Here is a 17907-nt window from a genome sequence, read left to right on the forward strand (position 1 = left end):
CAGTCTTATTTGATAATCTAAGGGTTCACCATAACCTCTCTTCAGAATCCTACAGGACTTTGGCAAAGGTCAAGGCGTTTTATCTGTTCGAGGGTCCGCAGGCCTAACCTGGTACGCTGAAAACGCGGGCAGGATTTCCCATGACCGTCGTGCCCGCTGCCACATTCTGAATCACGACAGAACCCACACCTACTTTGGCATTTGCCCCAATCTGGATAGTAGAAAGCAGGGTGGCTCCGCCCCCGACTTGGGCACCGGTTTCAATTTCGACCTTTCCCAAAACGGTTGCCCCCGCAAAGAGGGTGACAAAGGGCCCAAGCCTGACATTGTGGCTGAGAATACAGCCCGTATGAATCAAATCAAAATCACCCATCTGGGCCTGGCTTTGAATTACAGCCCGGTCGAGCACCATCACCCCTTTGCCCAGCGAAACCGAGGGACTCAACCAGGCTGACTTTGCAATCAGGGTGGGAGAATCAAAACCCAACTGGCGAAGATAAATCACCATGATTTCTCGGTTGGCTGGCAAATAAGCGGCGGGAACGACTTGAACAGCTTGGGGGTCTAAGGATTCCAGATACTGGCGGTTTCCCAGCACGGGATACCCCATAAACTGCTCAGGGGGAGCGGGATCATCGACAATAAATCCCACCAAGTGCCATTCTGGATAGCTTTCAATGAGTTCTGTCAGCATTTGCGCCAAGCCGCCGACGCCCCAGATTATCAATTTCATGGCCTGACAGCTTGCGCCACCCTTTCGCGATTGAGCTTGCCCCGTGAGGTTTTCGGAATTTGCGCAACGGGATACCATTGAGTGGGCATTTTATGCGCTGAAATTTGGGTTTTGAACCAATCTTTGACAGTTCTTAAATCGACCCCATCAGTAAGCACCAAGGCCACGCCAATATTTTGTCCGGCTATCTCATCGGGATAGGCAAAGGTGCAAGCTTCCTTGACCAGGGGGCTGCGTTCCAGGGCCAGGTCCAAATCTTCTGGATAAATTTTCATGCCGCCCCGGTTAATTTCATGTCGTTTTCTGCCCACCAGCACCAAACGCCCCTTGGCATCTAAATAGCCCAAATCACCCGTCTGAAACCAGCCATTGAGAAGTGCTGCCTGGGTCAGGTCTGGGCGCTTGTAATAGCCTTGCATCAAGGCGGGTGTTCTTACCAAGACCTTTCCCACCTCTCCCGGCTTACAGGTTTCAATCACAGCTTCCTGATCTTGAATCACCCAAAGATCTGAGCCCCAGGCTTCGCCAATATAGCCATCACAAAATTGGGTACAGTTCTCTTCGGTTCCTGCCAGCCAGCTTCCCGTTTCGGTTATTCCATAGGTATTTTTGACCCGATCAATGCGGGTCCACTCCTGAATTTGTTTTCTTAAATCCAGGCTCAGGGGAGCCGAGCCACAATGGACAAGTTCCAAAGTGTCTTGTGAAGGAGGCGCAGAAAGTTTGAGCGCCATTTTCCACAGCGAAGGTACAGAACTCATAAAACGAATGCGCTCTTGAGTGAGGATCTCCCCCAAATCTTTTAGCGTATTCAGACTGAAAGGAGGGAGCAAAATCAGGGTTTTGCCATTGAGCAAGGGATAGAGACAATTGCATATCAGTCCATGCCCAAAATGGGTAGGCAAGAGATTCAGGCTTCGCTCCAAGCGGGAAAGCGGCACATAGGGACGCAAGAGATAAAGACGGGCAAGCAAACTGCGAAAACTATGCACCACCCCTTTGGGCTCCCCAGTTGAACCCGAGGTATACAGAATCAGCGCGGGGGCGTCCCAATCCACGCCAGAGTCTGGCTGTATTGAAAACTTTACTGGCATTTCGCTCAAGCTTTCTGTTTCAAGCCATAAAAATTCGCCCCCCAATTCTGCCTGTAGATCTTGATGCGGAATTACTTTGCGGTAGATCAGTCCCACACTGCCTGAATGTCGCGCCAGGTTGAGCAGCTCTGGCTGACTTAATTGAGTATCAACGGGTATACAACACAGTCCCAATTCCCACAGTGCAAACAGGTCAAGAAAGAAATAATGCGAATTGCCATGGGCCAAAAGCACAAACTGGCCCGCCCTGAAACCCAGTGCTTGAAAAATCTGCATGCGCAGTGCGATCTGTTCGCGCAGGTCTTCAGGACGCAGGCGCACACCCTCGGCAAGGCTTACCAGCGCTCCTAAATCGCCACTCAGAAAGGGAAGCTTCATGGCAAACACAGGTGTCCCGCTGCAAGCAAATAGGCCTGAATGGCAGCAAAATTTTTCATAGCAAGGATCTCAGCGGCATCAAGACGCAAACCAAATCTCGCCTCAAGTTCAGAAATTAACTGGATATGCGCCAGCGAGTTCCATTCAGCAGAAATGCCGTATTCAAGGCTTTCCAATTCCTGCAATACTGCTTCTCCAAAAACCGTGACAAAACACGCACTTAAGCTATCCACACCCGGCTTGCCTCAATATCAAACAATGAACTAAAAGTATAGCCTCAAGCGAAGCCATTTTCAATCGAATGAGATCTTCCCCCTTTTGCTTTCCACACGCATGTGGCTCAGTCAAACTTGCCCAAAACGCTTATATTATAGGCAAGGACACAAGTCAAGAAAAGCTTTCAGCGTATATTTCTCTCGACAGGGCTTACTTTTGTTTTTCAACATGCTATATGATGATGCTATATGATAATGCTATACAATCTGAAAGCCTCTTGCCGAAAGTCTCTTGGCCGGCTTTGAACAATCGAATTGAGCTTAAATATTGCGATGAAAAAATACGTTCCCTTCTATTTGCTTTGCGCCTGCTTAATTGGCATGCCACTTCAGTCTCTTGCACAAGCGACCTCCCCCCCTGATCAAACGGGAAAGGGCTATGAGTTTGAAGGCAATGGCAAACGTAAATTTGAGTGTCTGAAAAGCCTGTATACCCCCGTCCAATTGCCAGATTTAGAATTGGATCTGGCTGAACAGGCGCAGGCACTTCAATTGTCCCTTCAGCGCCAGCGTTCAGTTTTGCCAGGGCGACCTTTCTGGCGATCTGAACAGTTACAACTCAGTGCCTCAGACCTGATTAAAATCGCAGAAACCATTGCCCAGTTGCCAGCCAAACCCCACATAAGTCAAATCAGCCAAAACTTTACAGCCTATTTAATTCAGGGCGAAGATGGCTGTGGCAATACCCAATTTACAGCCTATTTCGCTCCACTGATCCGGGTCAAAGCTAAACCCGACGCCCAGTTTAAATATCCCCTCTATCGCAAGCCCAGTGCCTGGCCCGGAGGACATATACCCAGCCGAGCTGAAATTGATCAAGCGGGGGCTTTAAAAGGATTGGGGCTTGAAATTGCCTATGCCGAAAATCTCTTGGATATCTTTTTTTTACAGGTTCAGGGTTCAGGCCTTGCCTCTTTTGTGGATACAGGCGAAAATTTCACCTTTCAGTATGGCGGCCAGAATGGCTTGCCCTACAGCAGCGTGGGACGCCTCTTGGTTGAAAAAGGACATGTCCCAGCCCAGCAGATTTCACTGAATGCAATTCGTGAGTTTTTTGAATTGCATCCCGAACTCTTGCCTGAATATTTGGCGCACAATCAAAGTTACACTTTCTTTGACAAGGTCAAAACAGGCCCCAAAGGCAGCTTAAGTACCGAAGTGGTTCCTGAAATTTCAATTGCCGTCGATCCCAAAATGATTCCCCTGGGCAGTGTGCTTTTGGCCGAAATCCCCTTGCTCAACCCGCAGGGAGAATGGATCGGACACAGCTACCGCCTGCTGGTGGCCCAGGATACGGGGGGGGCCATCAAAGGCCCTGGTCATGTCGATCTGTATATGGGAGCGGGCCCCGAAGCCCAAGCCAAAGCAGGTCATATGCATCATTATGGCCGCCTGTGGTTGTTAATGCCACGAAAATAGCGCACAGAGGTCTGCGGCGGCTAAGCTTCCCAGCCCCCCAGATGCACAGTACGTCCTTCTTCAGACAAAAGCGGGCCAATCACTTCAATCGCTTTGGCCCTCCGCATTGACCAATACAGCACCAAAGGGATAATTCCACGTTCACGGGCCTGTCGGGCCAAAACAAAGCAGCGGCGCAGCCATTTTTCATTTCAAAGGATTGACAAGCAAGCAAGCAATCGTCATTCTAGAATGTGGAATCTTGGCTATAAAGCGAGAGCCCCAAGTGATGCTCATGCTTAAAGTGGATAAATTAGGAGTGTTGGATGGGTCTATGCTAAAAACATTGCACAGGTTATTCTTCCTGCTGGCTGCATCTCTCAGTCTGAGTGCCTGCCAGCAATTCCAGGAAGATCTCGGCCTTCTCGATTTGCCCAACTTTCAAACCGTCTTATTTGATTTAAACTGTGGTGAGTTTGGATTTTACACATTTAAATCGATTGAGTTATGCGGCGGAGGTAAGGACAGCTTTGGCTTTCTCTATGAGGAAGACAAAGTGGTGAAGGTGATACTCGATCCCACTGAGGGTGATCATACGCTGTTATATACGCCCACCTATTCCATCGCCTTTCACTCAGATTATCTCAAAGAAGGTCAAATCCTCAATAAATCACAGGCACTTGCCAGCTGTTCACGTTTTCGCAAAGAGTATGGCAATGACCCCATCTACTATACGGAATATGCTTCTGAATTTGAATTAAAAATCATAAAACATAAGGGCGAACAAACCCACCACATTTTGGGTGACTCTACGCAATGGGAACTTGAATGGAAACTGAATTGTCCCCAATTGCAGATGAAGGCCCAGGGCAAAGACCAGATAGATATCAGCCGGGATCCAATCCCCAAACGCTGGAAAGAGGCAAGCACAGCAGGCTTGCCCCCGGCTCCGAATTGAAACAAAGCCACTGAAGCCTCACTTTATTCTGAACGCTTTGCAATGCCTTGAGAATCTCGGATTTGCGCCCTCAGATTTTTTTGATACCCTGAGCGAGAAAATGCTTTCGCTCTGTAAAAGCCAACAGGAAGTTGTCTCCCTATCGGGTATAATTAGGGCGAATAGGAATCAAATTAAAATACAGGTTCTGGAATGAAAACCACGCTTGCACAAGAGACCCTTATCGATCCACAGGCCACTTTTCTGCTCATGTTCTCTGAACAAGACCCTGTTTGGGGGCTAGAAGACTTTTGTGGAAGTATCCTGCGCTTTGATTCTCACCCCGAGCAGCTTCCCCGCTTCAAAGAGGCCACTCTTTATCTCTGTGGCGATCTCAGTCGGACCCGCGAACTTGATTTCAGTGAGGCCAAAGCGGTGAGGGTTATTCGTGAACTGTCCCAGGGCGAACTCGAAACGGGATGGCAAGCAGTGAGTTTGGGACAGGTTCCCCTCAATCTTCATGGTCTGGGTATCTATTATCGCCGCTATTTTGACACTGAGATTGATTATTTCCATGCCATTCAATCTGAACACACATTTCAAATTTTGAGAGAGTCAACCAAACCTGGGGTCGCTCGGCGCACAGGGATTTATTTAACCCCCGTCAAACAAGATACGGAGGGGCTGCATTTTCACTTGCTTCGCTGCTCGACAAATCTTGAAGGTCCAACAGAGAATTTTCAAGCAACAGATCATCAAATTATCAATGCCCTGAACCAAGAGGCCGCCCTTTTTTTCAGATCTCCGGCCCCTTTAAATCACGTGCTTGCGCAAATTTATCACAATTCTCCAGCCAGCGAAAACCAGAAGCAAAGCAAAGCAAAAATTTCAGCCCATGCAGATAAAACCAAGGACATGTCTGTCAATGGCATCATGGCATTTTGCACGTTTTACCATGAACTCGAAAAACTAAAACCGCTCTCAGAAGACCCTTTTGATTATGGACTCTATCAAACCAGTGGATTGACAAAATTGCATTTCCGCCACAAAGCGCCAGAAAGTGCAGGAAATTATCCGCTTGAATTTACACTGACCCTCTATCCCCATTCACTCTTTCTCATGCCTTTATCGACCAATCGCCTGTACACCCATACAATTCAATCTTCTATGTTAGATGCAGAAAAACTGCCTACCCGTCTGGGTTACGTGGTTCGCTGTTCTAAAACCGAAGCCCTGCACAATCAGGGCCAAACCTTTTTAAAGCAAGGTCATCAAGCAATTCCCTTAGAAACGCCATCTTCTGAGGGCCTTAATGAATTGCGGTCTTTGTACCGCGAAGAAAATAAATCAACAGCTCAGATCGCCTACGGAGATCAATTTTTATTCAGTATGAATCAGGGAGATTATTTGGCTCCTGTCTGTCACTCAAAGGATGCGTTTTTGGTCTATGATTTGCCCCCACAAGACAATCTGTTTGAAGCCCTGAAGGCCGCTACACGCTTTGAAATGCAAGGCAAAGGACGGCAAGGAGGTCTATTGGTTCTGCCAAACTCAGAAGATCTGTTTCCCCTGGTTCGAACCACTGCTGAGTTTCAGTTCCCAGCCCAAATTTTTGCTCCGGTTCATGAGCACTTGGCCCAAATGATTCTTGAGCGCACTTCCCTGACCTCAAAATTTAACAATGCCCTGATTGAAATCTATAACAAGGCCTATACCCAGATGGGCAGTCATTCAGATCTGGCACTGGATTTAGAACGCGATTCCTGGATCGCACTCTACTCATGTTATCAAAACCCTGAACAGGCCTTCCCCCTGCGAAAACTCGTGATCGAAGCCAAAGCGACTGGGGAAATTTTTGAAATAGCACTGAAACATCATTGTGTGGTAATTTTCTCAGTCGCCACAAACCGGCTGTTTCGCCACAAAATCATGCTCGAAAAAACGCCAACCACACCAGAGAATAACTGGCTGGGTGTAACCTTTCGGAGTGCTAAAACCTTTGTGAATTATCGCAGCGCTCCTGTTCAATTGGCTGATGGGCAGCAGCTTCATTTGGCCACACCAGAAGAGCGACAAGCGTTTTTAGCATGGCGAAGGCGTGAGAACCAGGAAATGGATTTTGATTACCCCGCGCTGAATTTTACACTCAGTCCGAGTGATTTACTCACTCCTGAATTGCTTTAAATATAATGTAAGATCTAACGAGGAAAACCTACTCCAAGAACATTTCTTTCACTTCATCAACTTACTTATGTCTATCATGAAAATTTGAACACTAATATCAAAATATGCACGTTTTCAATACAAATTAGTTTTTTTCGCTCATATAAAATTGTTTCAATGGTTATCTCTTCCTGAAAGAATAGGCAAGATGATGAACTGAGCAGTGCCTCATCTTATAACAAGCTGTGAAGAATCGCATATCCAAGGGCTATTCCACTTAATTTCTTAGCCGAGATCAGGCTCCTCTTTTTGATCCATGCTCTGATAGAATGGATCCTTTCGCTGCACCAATCACCCAGAGCGTTCAAGATATGATCAATTTACTCAGTCATTGACATTGATTGCTCAATTCTCTTAGAGTTGACATGTCTTGGGTGTAACCCCTGCCATACGGGCATATTTCTCAGACTCTTCACATTTCTTTAAGAAAGCATAGGCCATAGAAATATTATTGTAAACGAGTTTTATCTTTGAATAGGTGTCTGGAATTTCGAGTCCAACTTTTATGGACTCTTCGTATCGGCCCATCGCCCCTAATACCCCTGTCAAATTGTATTTGATATCGTTGTTTTTAGGATCAAGTTTATGCAGAGTTAAAATATCTTCATATGATTTTTGAAACTGATTGTCTTCAAAATACATAATAGAACGACTGTCTAGCGCCTTCCAATAGTCTAATTCGCTGAAATCCGGCGTTACAGTGGGAACAAGCTTGGCAGTTTTTTCAATAATATAGGTATAGTCTTCAATCGCATGTCCACGGCCTTCTGGGGTTTTTAAAGCACCATAGGCATAGGCTCTATTGGTTCTGAGATTTATTTCTTCAATGAAAATCGAGGGTTTAAAGGCATTGTAATATTCAATCGCCTCTTGAAATCTGGCAACCTGCAGAAGTGAGCCAGCCAGCTTATAATAGACTGCATTCATAGAATATTGAGTTGCTTTTAGAAATTTAATTAAAGTATTAGCAGACTCATTGTATTTTTTCTTCTCAGCATAAAAATCAGAAAGCAAGACGACAGGCAAATGCCATTTTGGAGCAAGAGAAATAACCTTTTCAAAAGCTTTTACGATATCTGTCTCTGGATTTGACATCGCCCAATACTTTATAGCCTGAGATAGCAGAACATCAGCAGAGTGAGGGTCACTCTCAATCGCTTCATCCAGTAATTTTTGAGCCGCATCATATCGCCTCAGGAACAGCAATTCTCTTGCAAAAGCAGACTTAAACAAAACCGAATTGGGATTGATATTTAAAGCCTGAGAAAGTTGCATTTCATTGCTTCTTGAAAAAAGAGTTATTTCATATCGGGCAAACTTGGAGTATAAGAGCAACCCAAACAATTTATCATCTTTTGCTTTTTCCAGATAATCATACAATTTATTCAGAAAATTAGAATCTATTCCATAGGCATTTAAAGGATAGGTTCTTAGCTCTATTTCCGTCAACAGTATATACAAAGCCTCAGATTGCATATAAGCCTCAGGCTGTTTTGAAAAGTCATTTAGTTGCTTCACTACAGCTTCAATTTCGTTAAATTTTTCAAGTTTTAGCAAGGCCAGACATTGATTAAAAAGTGCGTGAATTGCCGGAGTTGAACTGTTCGTAAATGCTTTTATCAGTTCAATCGTCCTTTCAGGTTTTCCAGCTAAAAGATAAGCTGAAGATAAATCAAAAATAACTTCAGGATTGCCCGGATTTTTATTTAGTTTTTCTTGAAATTTCTCAACCAAAGTGTCACCAGAAACTGAATATATTTGGCTTTGAATTACACTTGAATCGAAAAAAAGTACAAAGGGCATCAGAGGATCAGAGGTTTCAAAAAATTGAGCTCTTTTATCAAATTTCATTGAGGTGGGGACTTCAGCCACATTTTGTTCATTCAAAACACTTGCTGAAGGAGAGCTTGACGGTTCTGGCGTTGGCGAAAGCTTGATTGAATCAGCTGATTCCCAGAGATTCGAATTAGTAGATCTTATCATGGGTATACTGCTTGGGCTTTTAGTAGTGTTGATCGAGACTACTGGAGTACACGCATTGAGTAAAGTAAAAACCGTAAAAAGACTGGCTAGAACCTCTAAATGTTTAAGTTGAGACATTTTCTACGCCCTTCAAAAATTAGTAAAAAAGGCCTCGCTTTATCAAAAAAATAGCAGGTCTGGAATAAAGAACGATAGCCCATCAAAACAATTCGATTATACTCAATTCAGCTTTCAGATACAATTCTGAGCTCAAATCAAAAATGACAGGGTTTGAAAAACCACTTGATCTCCTCTGTATATATAAGATTTTAGGGTTAGGGAAAAAAGAGCAGAAGCAAAGAAATAGGCTCAACGAAAACTCAGACCGCTATAGATGAAAACGCCTGCATTCAGGGGCTGCCCTAAGAGATAGCCAGCACTCTTCCAACCCCCATTCAAAAATACCCCCCAATGCCGATCAAAAAACCATTCAAAATCAGCTCTGATTGCCATCCCAGTATTAAATTGCTCCTGTTGCCAGAGGTCAAACTGAATGCCAGCGCTAAAATCATCGGTTTTGATAATTTCAGGAAAATTGATTCCCATGCCAAGATTTTGCATAGGGCGGCCATACTTCAAATAGAGCAGAAAGAGTTTGTGATCGATTTTAAAAAAATGATTTAAATACAATTCATAACCCAATGGAGAAGGGTTAAACAGCGTGCCATAACTCCATCCAAAACGCTCATCCCCGAGCAAAATCCAGGGTTTTATTGGCTCATCATCGTTTGTGGGTTTATGAATCACACCATCCCATAGCGTTTGGTAAAACAAGGGATCGAGTAATTCCCAAGCCAGACTGAGGGTGACAGCTTCGTTATAATATTGAATCAGATCGGGTTGTACTCGATTGTCGGCGCTAACAGGCTCTTTGCCACTGTAAAGTTGGTAAGTGGGCAAGATAAAATGGACAGGATCACCCGCTGTTTTTTGCCAAGTTTCAGGAATCGCAGGATTTTGTGGAATTACCAGAAACGCATAAATCGGAAAAAAAGATTTATTGACCCAGCCATGTACCAAGGTATCGGCAAAGGCAGCATTGTTTTTATAGAGTTCGATTTGGCTCTGCCGTGCAATCATACTATTTACTTCAAAACCGCCCACTGAAAGCAAGGCCCGGTCTCTAAGACTGGCATTTTCTGCCATTTCAACTGTGGTAGTAGGAAAAAACGGATTCAGATCATGGAAGATAAACTGACTATTCACCTGCGCAGCCCGTGTCCAATGCCCAAACTCATGAGACCAAATCGTAAATTCATAGGTCCAAAAAATGGACCATGTTTCACTGAGAATATTCCCTACCCAACCGGGAATCAAAGACCTTAAAAAATTTTGATTCAAGTCCTGAAACACTTGATTTCCAAAAATACCCATGCGCGCAGGGATTTCAGGACTGTAGGACAGTGGAAGCGGGGCTTGAAACTGTCGAAAGTAACCAGCCCTCTCTTGAGATTCGCTCTCTGTTTGAACTGTCTGGGGTGCATCGTCAGGTAGACCCTGGGCTTGAAGACTAAAAAATGGGAAAAAGCTCAGTAAACTTGTCAGTAAGATTTTTTTTATTTTATGCATAACCCATTCTAAAATTGCAGTTCAGGTGTGTGAATGACAGACGTCAACAAATTAACGACAGATGGCGTTGATTGTCCGTGCTAAAATTAAGCTCAGTTACTTTCTCGAGCAATTTGCATGACCACCACAAGTCTGATTCATTATTTTTTGGCTTTTTTGGAATCTTTGGATGTGACCCCGATTTTTCTGGTGCCCGGCGCAACTTTGGATCCACTCGTGCAGGCCTTGGCTGAAGATCAAAGCTTAAAAGCTGTGTGCTGCAGTCATGAGGTCAGCGCAGGTTATATGGCCGATGGTTATAGTCGCGTGACGGGCAAACCAGGCATTATGGCTGTGATGGGGGGGCCTGGTGCCAGTCATGCCATGACCGCACTTCTGACTGTAAAAACCGAACAGATTCCCTTGCTGCTTGTGACAGGAGATGTCGACTCCAAGCTAGCTGATTTACACGCATTTCAAAACCCAGGGCCAGCATTATTAAACCAATCTGCCTGGCTGGAACCACTGATGCTGAAAAGCTGGAGAATTCAGGATCCAGCAGAAGCCCCAAAGATTTTGGCGCAAGCCCAGACCTGCTTAAAGGCCTGGCCAGCTGGCCCCCTTCATCTTCAGATTCCCGTCGATCTTTGGGAAAAACCTTTAGAGGCCGATCTTCCGGCCCTCAAGTTAACGATAACCGAAACACCGCCTCTTTCTCCAGAACGAATCAGACAGTTAGGGGATAAGCTAAAATCTTCAGTAAAATGCGCCTTATGGGTGGGCTCAAGTTTGAAGGCCTCGCTGGCAGCGCCTCAACTTGAATCATTGGCAAATTCGCTGCAGATCCCGGTTATCACCAGTTTGCGCGCCAAAGGCCTGTTGCCAGAGAATCACCCTTTGAGTATGGGGGTCTTTGGATTTGGGGGAAATAGTAGGGCCGAACAGCTGCTCTTGAGTGAGGAACTCGAAACCTTGGTGGTTTTGGGGGTTCGACCCTCAGAACGCAATACCCTGTCCTGGCATGCGGATCTGCTCACGGGCAAGCGCAGTATCCTTTGGGTGGATCAGACCACGCAACCTCAATGGGCAAAGGCTTTCCCCCAATTGGAGGTCATTTCAGCCAATCCCAACGCGATTTTAGAAGCCCTGGCCACTCAGATTCCCCCCCTCCCAGAATCGCTCCGGGCACAAAGGTTAGCTTGGCTGAAGTTCATCAAGGAACGGCCCGCCAAGTTACAGCCCCCTGAACGTGAGACTTTGGCCACTTACTTCAAACTTTTACGCCAGGCCATAGAGCCCACGGCCCCAGTGTTTGTCGATGCAGGACTGGTCAAGCGCAATGCAGGTTCACTCTGGCAGGCCCTCCAGCCTGATACCTTTTATATCTCTTCAGAGGTGGGAGCAATGGGCTGGGCCATTGGCGCAGGAATAGGCGCAGCCTTTGCACAGCAAAAGCCTGTGGTGGTGCTAACAGGAGACGGCTCAATGCGCATGCAGGGCACAGAAATCAGCACAGCGGCGTTACATCGCTTGCCCATTTTGTTTGTGGTTTTCAAAAATGGCACCCTGGGCAGCGTGGCGCAAAGGCTAGCGGAAAGCCCCTCAAGCCAATCCCTTTTACAATTGCCCCCGATTCAATGGACTGTTTTTGCCAAGAGTTTGGGGGTTCCTGCCCAACAGGTAAACAGCCCCGCCGACCTTGCCAATATTCTGGCAGAAAAGCAGGTCCTCAAGGGCCCCTTTTTAATCGAAATTCTCTTGCCCATATCTGACAGCCAGGCCCCAGAACGGGCAGTTCCAAGGCTTGAACGACCCGAGCATCCTGGTTACTTGTCAAGGCCCTCAGAGCAAGATCTATGAAAAAGCGATCTGCTCAATGAAAGAAGTCCTCTTAACGGGCACCAGTGGCTATCTGGGCCACGCCCTGGCCAAAATGCTTGAACCCCAATTTGAGCTCAAACGGCTCACTGCTCGCTTGGCGGAGATTCAACCTGAATCATTGCACCCTGATTGCGTCATACATCTTGCCGGTGCGCTCCGCCATCGCGAAACAGAATGCTTTGAAACCAATTTCCTGGGGTTTCAAAGCTTGCTCAAGGGGCTTGCCCATCCGAAAATCCCGATTGTCTATTTTTCCAGCCGGGCGGTTTATGCTCCCCATTCAGAACCCTTGCAAGAAGATTCTCCCTTGGCTTCGGCAGAAGCCTATGGCCAAAGTAAAATCCAGGCCGAACGCCTGTTGCTCGCAAGCGGTCACCCCTTTTTGATTCTGCGACCCACCCTCATCTGGGGTTGGAACGGTGAACAGGCCGGAAGAAGTTTTATTGCCCAAGCTGCCAAGCGCCTGATGAGACAGGAAACCCTTACGCTGTATTTGCCGCCCCGAAACCATGACTCGCTTTATGTGCAGGATCTGGCGCGTTGGCTGCCGAGCTTGCTAAGCCCTGGCCCCCACTGGAACCAAGCTTTTAATTTAGCCGCCCCCCCAACTGACTTTCATACCCTGATTCTGCGCCTGGCCCAAGAGGTCGAAAGACAGTGCGGCCATTCTCCCCAAATTCAATTCCAACCTGGCCCCCCGGCACGGGCCCCGCTGCTATCGCTGGCTAAATTCAGACAGACCTTTCCTCAACTTGGCTGGACGCCAGAGGCTCAGATTTTAAAAGCGCTGGTTCAAGGGCTAAAAGCACTTCCAGAATAGCAAACGGATGACCCAACCCACGCTTGAACGCTTTCAGGCGCATGCGGATTTTTCATGCGGTTCAATAGCGTTCCCCAGCTATCCCCTGATTGATCAGCGAGGACAAACGCTCTATCTGCTCTGATTCTAAGCGAAGCTCTTGAGCTGCCCAATTTTCTTCCAGGCGTTCAATTCTCCGTGTCCCTGGTATCGTGGCAACATCACGCGAAAGCAGCCAAGCCAAAGCCACCTGGGCAGGCGTGGCATCTATTTCATGTGCAATTTCAGCAACAGCATCGGCCAAGCGGATATTTTGGGCAATGGCTTCTTCACTAAATCTTGGATTTTCCAAACGCCAATCTCCAGGTTCTAAATCACTTCTAGAGCGAATCGCACCCGATAAAAATCCCCGCCCCAACGGACTATACGCCACAAATCCAATCTCCAAGCGTCGAAGGGTGGGAAGAATTTCAGCCTCCACTTCGCGCGACCACAAAGAATACTCGGTCTGGAGTGCACTGATCGGATGCACAGCATGTGCACGGGCAAGGGTTTCTGAGTCAGCCTCTGACAAGCCAAGATAGCGAACTTTTCCTGCCTTCACAAGTTCAGCCATGGCTGCCACGGTTTCCTCGATTTCAGTGTTGGGGTCTATACGGTGTTGGTAATAGAGATCGATATAATCAGTTCCCAAGCGCTTCAAAGAAGCATCGCAAGCAGCCTTTACATACTCTGCATTGCCTTTGATTCCTTGCCAACTGCCGTCTTCTCCCCGTGAAATGCCAAATTTGGTCGCAAGGGTGATCTGCGCACGACGCCCCTTCAGGGCTTTAGACAACAAAAGTTCATTGGTAAAGGGGCCATACATGTCTGAGGTATCCCAGAAAGTACACCCCAGGTCTGCAGCCCGGTCAAGTACACTCAGATTTTGCGTTTCTGAAGAGGAACCGTAAAAATCCGACATCCCCATGCATCCCAAACCAATGGCTGGCACCCGCAGGCCCTGTGTTCCAAGAGTCACTACTTTCATCAATCAGGATCTCCCTTTGTCAATATTTAGATCTTCAAAAGATACTGAATTTGAGAGGATTCAAAGCCAAGAATCCCCAAAGTCTTAATTGAGATTATACGTTTCCCAAGCTTCACAGACCTGCCAAATTCTCCAAAATTATTGCCTGATCCTCTAAGTATTTAGAAGAGAGCTTGATTTCTGATTTGTACTGGCATACACTCAAAAACATGAGAGACATGCAGATTTCTGGTTTAAGCAGCAAGGTAGCAAAGCTTTTTGAGGCTGAAAATAGCCGTTATTTACTCAAGCCACTGCCTGGCCTTAAATTGCTACGCTGTACCCAAGCAACCCCCTTAGAGACAATGCTCTATGAACCTGTTATTTGCATAATTCTCCAAGGGCGTAAAGAAACGAGATTGGCAGAGCGAACATTCCATTTTGGAGCCGGTGAATCCCTGATTGTAAGTCATGAATTGCCTGTGCAATCTCGAATCACAGAGGCCAGCCCAGCTCGACCCTATCTGGCCCTCATTCTCAGTATCGATCTCGCGCTCCTGCGCAGCCTCTATGAACAGATAGCTGAACTGGCCTTGCCAAGCCATGAGGAGCAGTCTTTAGCCGTCCACCAGACAGATAAAGCACTCATCGAAACTTTCAGCCGCTATCTGGATCTGATCGACAAGCCACTCGAAGAAAAGATTCTCTCGCCCCTGCTGTTTAAAGAAATTCATTTTCGCCTGCTGATCGCTGCACATGGCGGCATGCTGCGCCACTTGCTTTGGCATGACAGCCATGCCAGTCGTATTTCGCGAGCCATTGAACATGTGCGAAAAAACTTCGCGTCCCCTTTGCCTGTTTCAGATTTAGCCCGACATGTCGGCATGAGTGCCTCTTCGTTTTATCAGCATTTTAAATCGATTACCGGAACCACTCCCTTGCAATACCAAAAGGCACTCCGTCTGCTGGAAGCAAGACGCCTATTGAGCGAAGGCCGAAATTCAGTCAGCCAGATTGCCTTTGATGTCGGCTATGAAAGTCCAACTCAATTTAGCCGAGAGTACGCCCGAAAATTTGGAGCCTCTCCACGCCATGAGCTGCGCATCCATGCCTAGCACTTGAAAACTGCTTAAGGCCCATAGCTTCAGCCAGAAGGGCAAAATCATGGGCCGGAATTTTGAGCTGGCCGAATCTAAGCCCCCAAGATGGCTTGTTCTGAACAAAGGAAAACTTTCAATCAGGAGCTTGTGCCCTGCCTCCTCACCAGTGGCAGATTGCAGATCTAGACGGTGAGGCTAAAAGTCTGGACTCCTCTCCACCGCTTAGATCACAGCTGAAACAATTTCAACCAGAGAAGTAAAGGCCTGAAGGGGTTCACCTTCAGGATATGTGGAAAGTCTTGGCCTTTCAATCTCAGCTCTGGCTGCTCACACAGCAAATTGGGTTGATCCTGTAACCAAAAATGAAGCGCTTGCCTCATTGTGGGTTCTAACTGTTCTGAAGCGGTCTCACTCGGCAAAGGCAATTGCAGGGAAAAGAAGGGGTGCTCTTTCAACCAACGAGAAGATAGATGAAACGAAAGTTGTAAATGTGTGGAAAGGCTTTCCTGAAGTTTAACGAACATATATTATTTGCCGCTTGAAGGGTTCTTGAAAGTTGCATGCTGTGATTGTTTTTCGAGACGAATTAAAAGACACCAAGGCGACTTGGGGTTTGGTTTCAGGGATTCTGACCACATCATTCCTTTTCCTCTCTTGCTCCAAATAGAAGTTCCAATACGTCTTATAGTCGCCTGTTTTTAAGCTGAAAACTAACCGTTGCATATTGTTCTTTTTTACGGCAGGCCCATTATTTTTTATATTCGTCCCTTAGCAATCCCCAATACATCGTATTGCATATTTCGTTATTGATTATTACATCATTTCGAATCACGCCTTCAAGTTTAAAGCCATATTTTTCAGGGAATACAATGCTCTTATTATTTTTATCATTACAACAAATTCTAATTTTATTCAATTTTAGCTCATCAAATATGAAATTAATCATTAAATCACATGCTTTTTTTACTATTTTCTTCCCTTCATACTCCTTATCAATCATATAACCAATTTCCGCAACACTTAAATCATGATTTATGTCTTTGATCAAAACCAAACCGATAATCTTCTTATGCTCCCAAAGCCCCCAAAAATAACCCTCACCATTTTTAAATATTTCCAAAAATTTGGAAATATAGGCTTCAGCATCCCTTACCGTTTTTGTTTTGCTGACAAAGGGAATCCATCTTTCACAGTTTTTTCTATCTCTGTCAATATAATCAAAAAAATATTGGCATTCTCTTTTCTCCAATATTTTCATTTTAATATTGTTGCCAATATCTAGCTCAAGCATCATAATTTCTCCCAATGAATAGAGCGTTCGCCATAAAACCAGCACGACAGCTGACGGATTCTGTTGATCAAATTGCCACTTTATCACTCAAAAACGAATAGTCTCTTTGTCCCTGGTAAATCAAAGAAGTGAGCCCCAGATAACGCTTTAACTTACCACAATAACCTCTGTAAAGGCTTCGACACTAAAGCCTTGAGCATAGACGCGTTTTCAAGCCCAACCGACAAGGACAACACTGCGATGCTCAACTGACTCATATGATTATCAGGAGTGGATTCTCTATGCAACGCACCATCAGCACCTTATTGAGATCGCAACGCCACGCAAGTGCCTTGTCAGCTCAAAGTGCTGTGTTGGCAGGGATCCTGCCTGGAGTTCAAAAATACTCAGAATAAATGTTTCTCCTCAAGATCCTGAAAGTGAGTTAGAATCCGAAAAAATTCAGTGTCGATCTTGCCATTAGTATAGCGAACCTCCCCAAGATCAATTCTGCGTCCACCTTGGGAATCTTGAAAAGTACCACCAGCCTCTTCAACAATAATGGCAACAGGAGCATGGTCCCAAGGTTTTCCAATCACATCAACAAAAGCATCAATTTCACCATCTAGAAACTCGATCATATTTTTCAGTGATGGTGGAATCCAAACTGACATATCTTGAAATTTCTCTACCCGTTTAGTTTGAACTCGTTCCCAAATGGCTATTTTGCTTTGAGAAAGATGTTTGGATAATGATAGGTTGACAGGCAAAGGCTCATCTAGATCAAATGATTTGGCATGATATGCTCCTTTTCCTTTCGTTGCCCACCACCTTCGATTCAAAGCTGGGCGACTAATTAAACCCAGTATGAGTTCGTCATTTTCTTCTAAAGCAATATGGGTTCCCCAGTATTTTTTACCCGCAATGTATTCAGAAGTCCCATCAATGGGATCTAAAATCCAACAGCGATTAGCTTGTTTGGTTAGGCCAAATTCTTCCCCCAAAATAGCATCATCAGGGCGCTCTTTAGAAAGAATAGTCTTCATTTTTTGTTCAATTTCAAAATCTATTCTTGTTACTGGCGTTCCATCCTGCTTCAATATTGGTGAAAAGTTGGTTTGAAAAAAAGATAAAGCATATTTATCAGCCATGTCTGCCAGACGATGGGCAAGAGCTAAATCACTTACGAATGAATCTTGAATTTGCTCTATCACTTTATTCTGTCAAGTCTCTCCAATCT

General features: G+C 45.7%; 15 protein-coding genes. 6 read left to right on the plus strand and 9 right to left on the minus strand.

The features are described 5' to 3' along the window. Positions 1 to 103: 103 nt before the first annotated feature. From COW20_11035 to COW20_11045, 3 genes are read right to left on the minus strand one after another with little or no spacing between them, the layout of a single operon-like run. The gene (locus COW20_11035; GenBank protein ID PIW48062.1) at positions 104 to 811 is read right to left on the minus strand and encodes a hypothetical protein; all 708 of its coding nucleotides are present in this window, start codon (positions 809 to 811) and stop codon (positions 104 to 106) included. After that, positions 730 to 2205, minus strand: coding sequence for a hypothetical protein (locus COW20_11040; protein PIW48063.1), 1476 nt, complete (start codon positions 2203 to 2205; stop codon positions 730 to 732). The genes COW20_11035 and COW20_11040 overlap by 82 nt, the downstream gene beginning before the upstream one ends. Further along, positions 2202 to 2390 (minus strand): hypothetical protein, encoded by a 189-nt coding sequence (locus COW20_11045; GenBank protein ID PIW48064.1) that lies wholly within the window; start codon positions 2388 to 2390, stop codon positions 2202 to 2204. Before COW20_11045 ends, COW20_11040 begins: the two co-directional genes overlap by 4 nt. 363 nt (positions 2391 to 2753) lie before the next feature. Between COW20_11045 and COW20_11050 the strand changes: the two genes are divergently transcribed. The 3 genes from COW20_11050 to COW20_11060 all read left to right on the plus strand — a co-directional run bounded on the left by COW20_11050 (position 2754) and on the right by COW20_11060 (position 6999). Then, positions 2754 to 3899: a murein transglycosylase A gene (locus COW20_11050; GenBank protein PIW48065.1), complete on the plus strand. Its 1146-nt coding sequence runs from the start codon at positions 2754 to 2756 to the stop codon at positions 3897 to 3899. Between the two features lie 313 nt (positions 3900 to 4212). Continuing rightward, positions 4213 to 4836 carry a hypothetical protein gene (locus COW20_11055; protein PIW48066.1) on the plus strand — a complete coding sequence of 208 codons (624 nt, stop codon included), beginning with the start codon at positions 4213 to 4215 and terminating at the stop codon, positions 4834 to 4836. A gap of 1368 nt (positions 4837 to 6204) precedes the next feature. Next, positions 6205 to 6999: a hypothetical protein gene (locus tag COW20_11060; GenBank protein ID PIW48087.1), complete on the plus strand. Its 795-nt coding sequence runs from the start codon at positions 6205 to 6207 to the stop codon at positions 6997 to 6999. Between the two features lie 393 nt (positions 7000 to 7392). Here COW20_11060 and COW20_11065 read toward each other — a convergent pair whose 3' ends face one another. Continuing rightward, entirely contained in the window at positions 7393 to 9138 is a 1746-nt protein-coding gene (locus COW20_11065) for a hypothetical protein (protein ID PIW48067.1), read from the minus strand. A 231-nt stretch (positions 9139 to 9369) separates the two neighbouring features. Beyond that, entirely contained in the window at positions 9370 to 10629 is a 1260-nt protein-coding gene (locus COW20_11070) for a hypothetical protein (protein ID PIW48068.1), read from the minus strand. A 117-nt stretch (positions 10630 to 10746) separates the two neighbouring features. Here COW20_11070 and COW20_11075 point away from each other — a divergent pair, with 117 nt between their 5' ends. Both COW20_11075 and COW20_11080 read left to right on the plus strand, forming a co-directional pair. Then, positions 10747 to 12468 carry a hypothetical protein gene (locus COW20_11075; GenBank protein PIW48069.1) on the plus strand — a complete coding sequence of 574 codons (1722 nt, stop codon included), beginning with the start codon at positions 10747 to 10749 and terminating at the stop codon, positions 12466 to 12468. A gap of 16 nt (positions 12469 to 12484) precedes the next feature. Then, positions 12485 to 13309: a hypothetical protein gene (locus COW20_11080; GenBank protein ID PIW48070.1), complete on the plus strand. Its 825-nt coding sequence runs from the start codon at positions 12485 to 12487 to the stop codon at positions 13307 to 13309. Positions 13310 to 13370: 61 nt separating this feature from the next. On the opposite strand, the gene COW20_11085 is transcribed toward COW20_11080, so the two are convergent. Next, positions 13371 to 14318 (minus strand): aldo/keto reductase, encoded by a 948-nt coding sequence (locus COW20_11085; protein ID PIW48071.1) that lies wholly within the window; start codon positions 14316 to 14318, stop codon positions 13371 to 13373. A 218-nt stretch (positions 14319 to 14536) separates the two neighbouring features. On the opposite strand from COW20_11085, the gene COW20_11090 reads away from it, so the two are divergent. Beyond that, positions 14537 to 15412 carry an AraC family transcriptional regulator gene (locus COW20_11090; protein ID PIW48072.1) on the plus strand — a complete coding sequence of 292 codons (876 nt, stop codon included), beginning with the start codon at positions 14537 to 14539 and terminating at the stop codon, positions 15410 to 15412. A 212-nt stretch (positions 15413 to 15624) separates the two neighbouring features. Here the strand turns inward: COW20_11090 and COW20_11095 are convergent, their stop codons facing one another. The 3 genes from COW20_11095 to COW20_11105 all read right to left on the minus strand — a co-directional run bounded on the left by COW20_11095 (position 15625) and on the right by COW20_11105 (position 17881). Beyond that, positions 15625 to 15921 (minus strand): hypothetical protein, encoded by a 297-nt coding sequence (locus tag COW20_11095; protein PIW48073.1) that lies wholly within the window; start codon positions 15919 to 15921, stop codon positions 15625 to 15627. 224 nt (positions 15922 to 16145) lie between these two features. Then, positions 16146 to 16775, minus strand: a complete 630-nt coding sequence (locus tag COW20_11100) for a hypothetical protein (protein PIW48074.1) — start codon at positions 16773 to 16775, stop codon at positions 16146 to 16148. Between the two features lie 299 nt (positions 16776 to 17074). Beyond that, complete coding sequence (locus COW20_11105) at positions 17075 to 17881, minus strand: hypothetical protein (GenBank protein ID PIW48075.1); 807 nt, start codon at positions 17879 to 17881, stop codon at positions 17075 to 17077. Between the last annotated feature and the right edge of the window lie 26 nt (positions 17882 to 17907).

This window comes from bacterium (Candidatus Blackallbacteria) CG13_big_fil_rev_8_21_14_2_50_49_14, from assembly GCA_002783405.1.
Classification (GTDB): domain Bacteria; phylum Cyanobacteriota; class Sericytochromatia; order UBA7694; family UBA7694.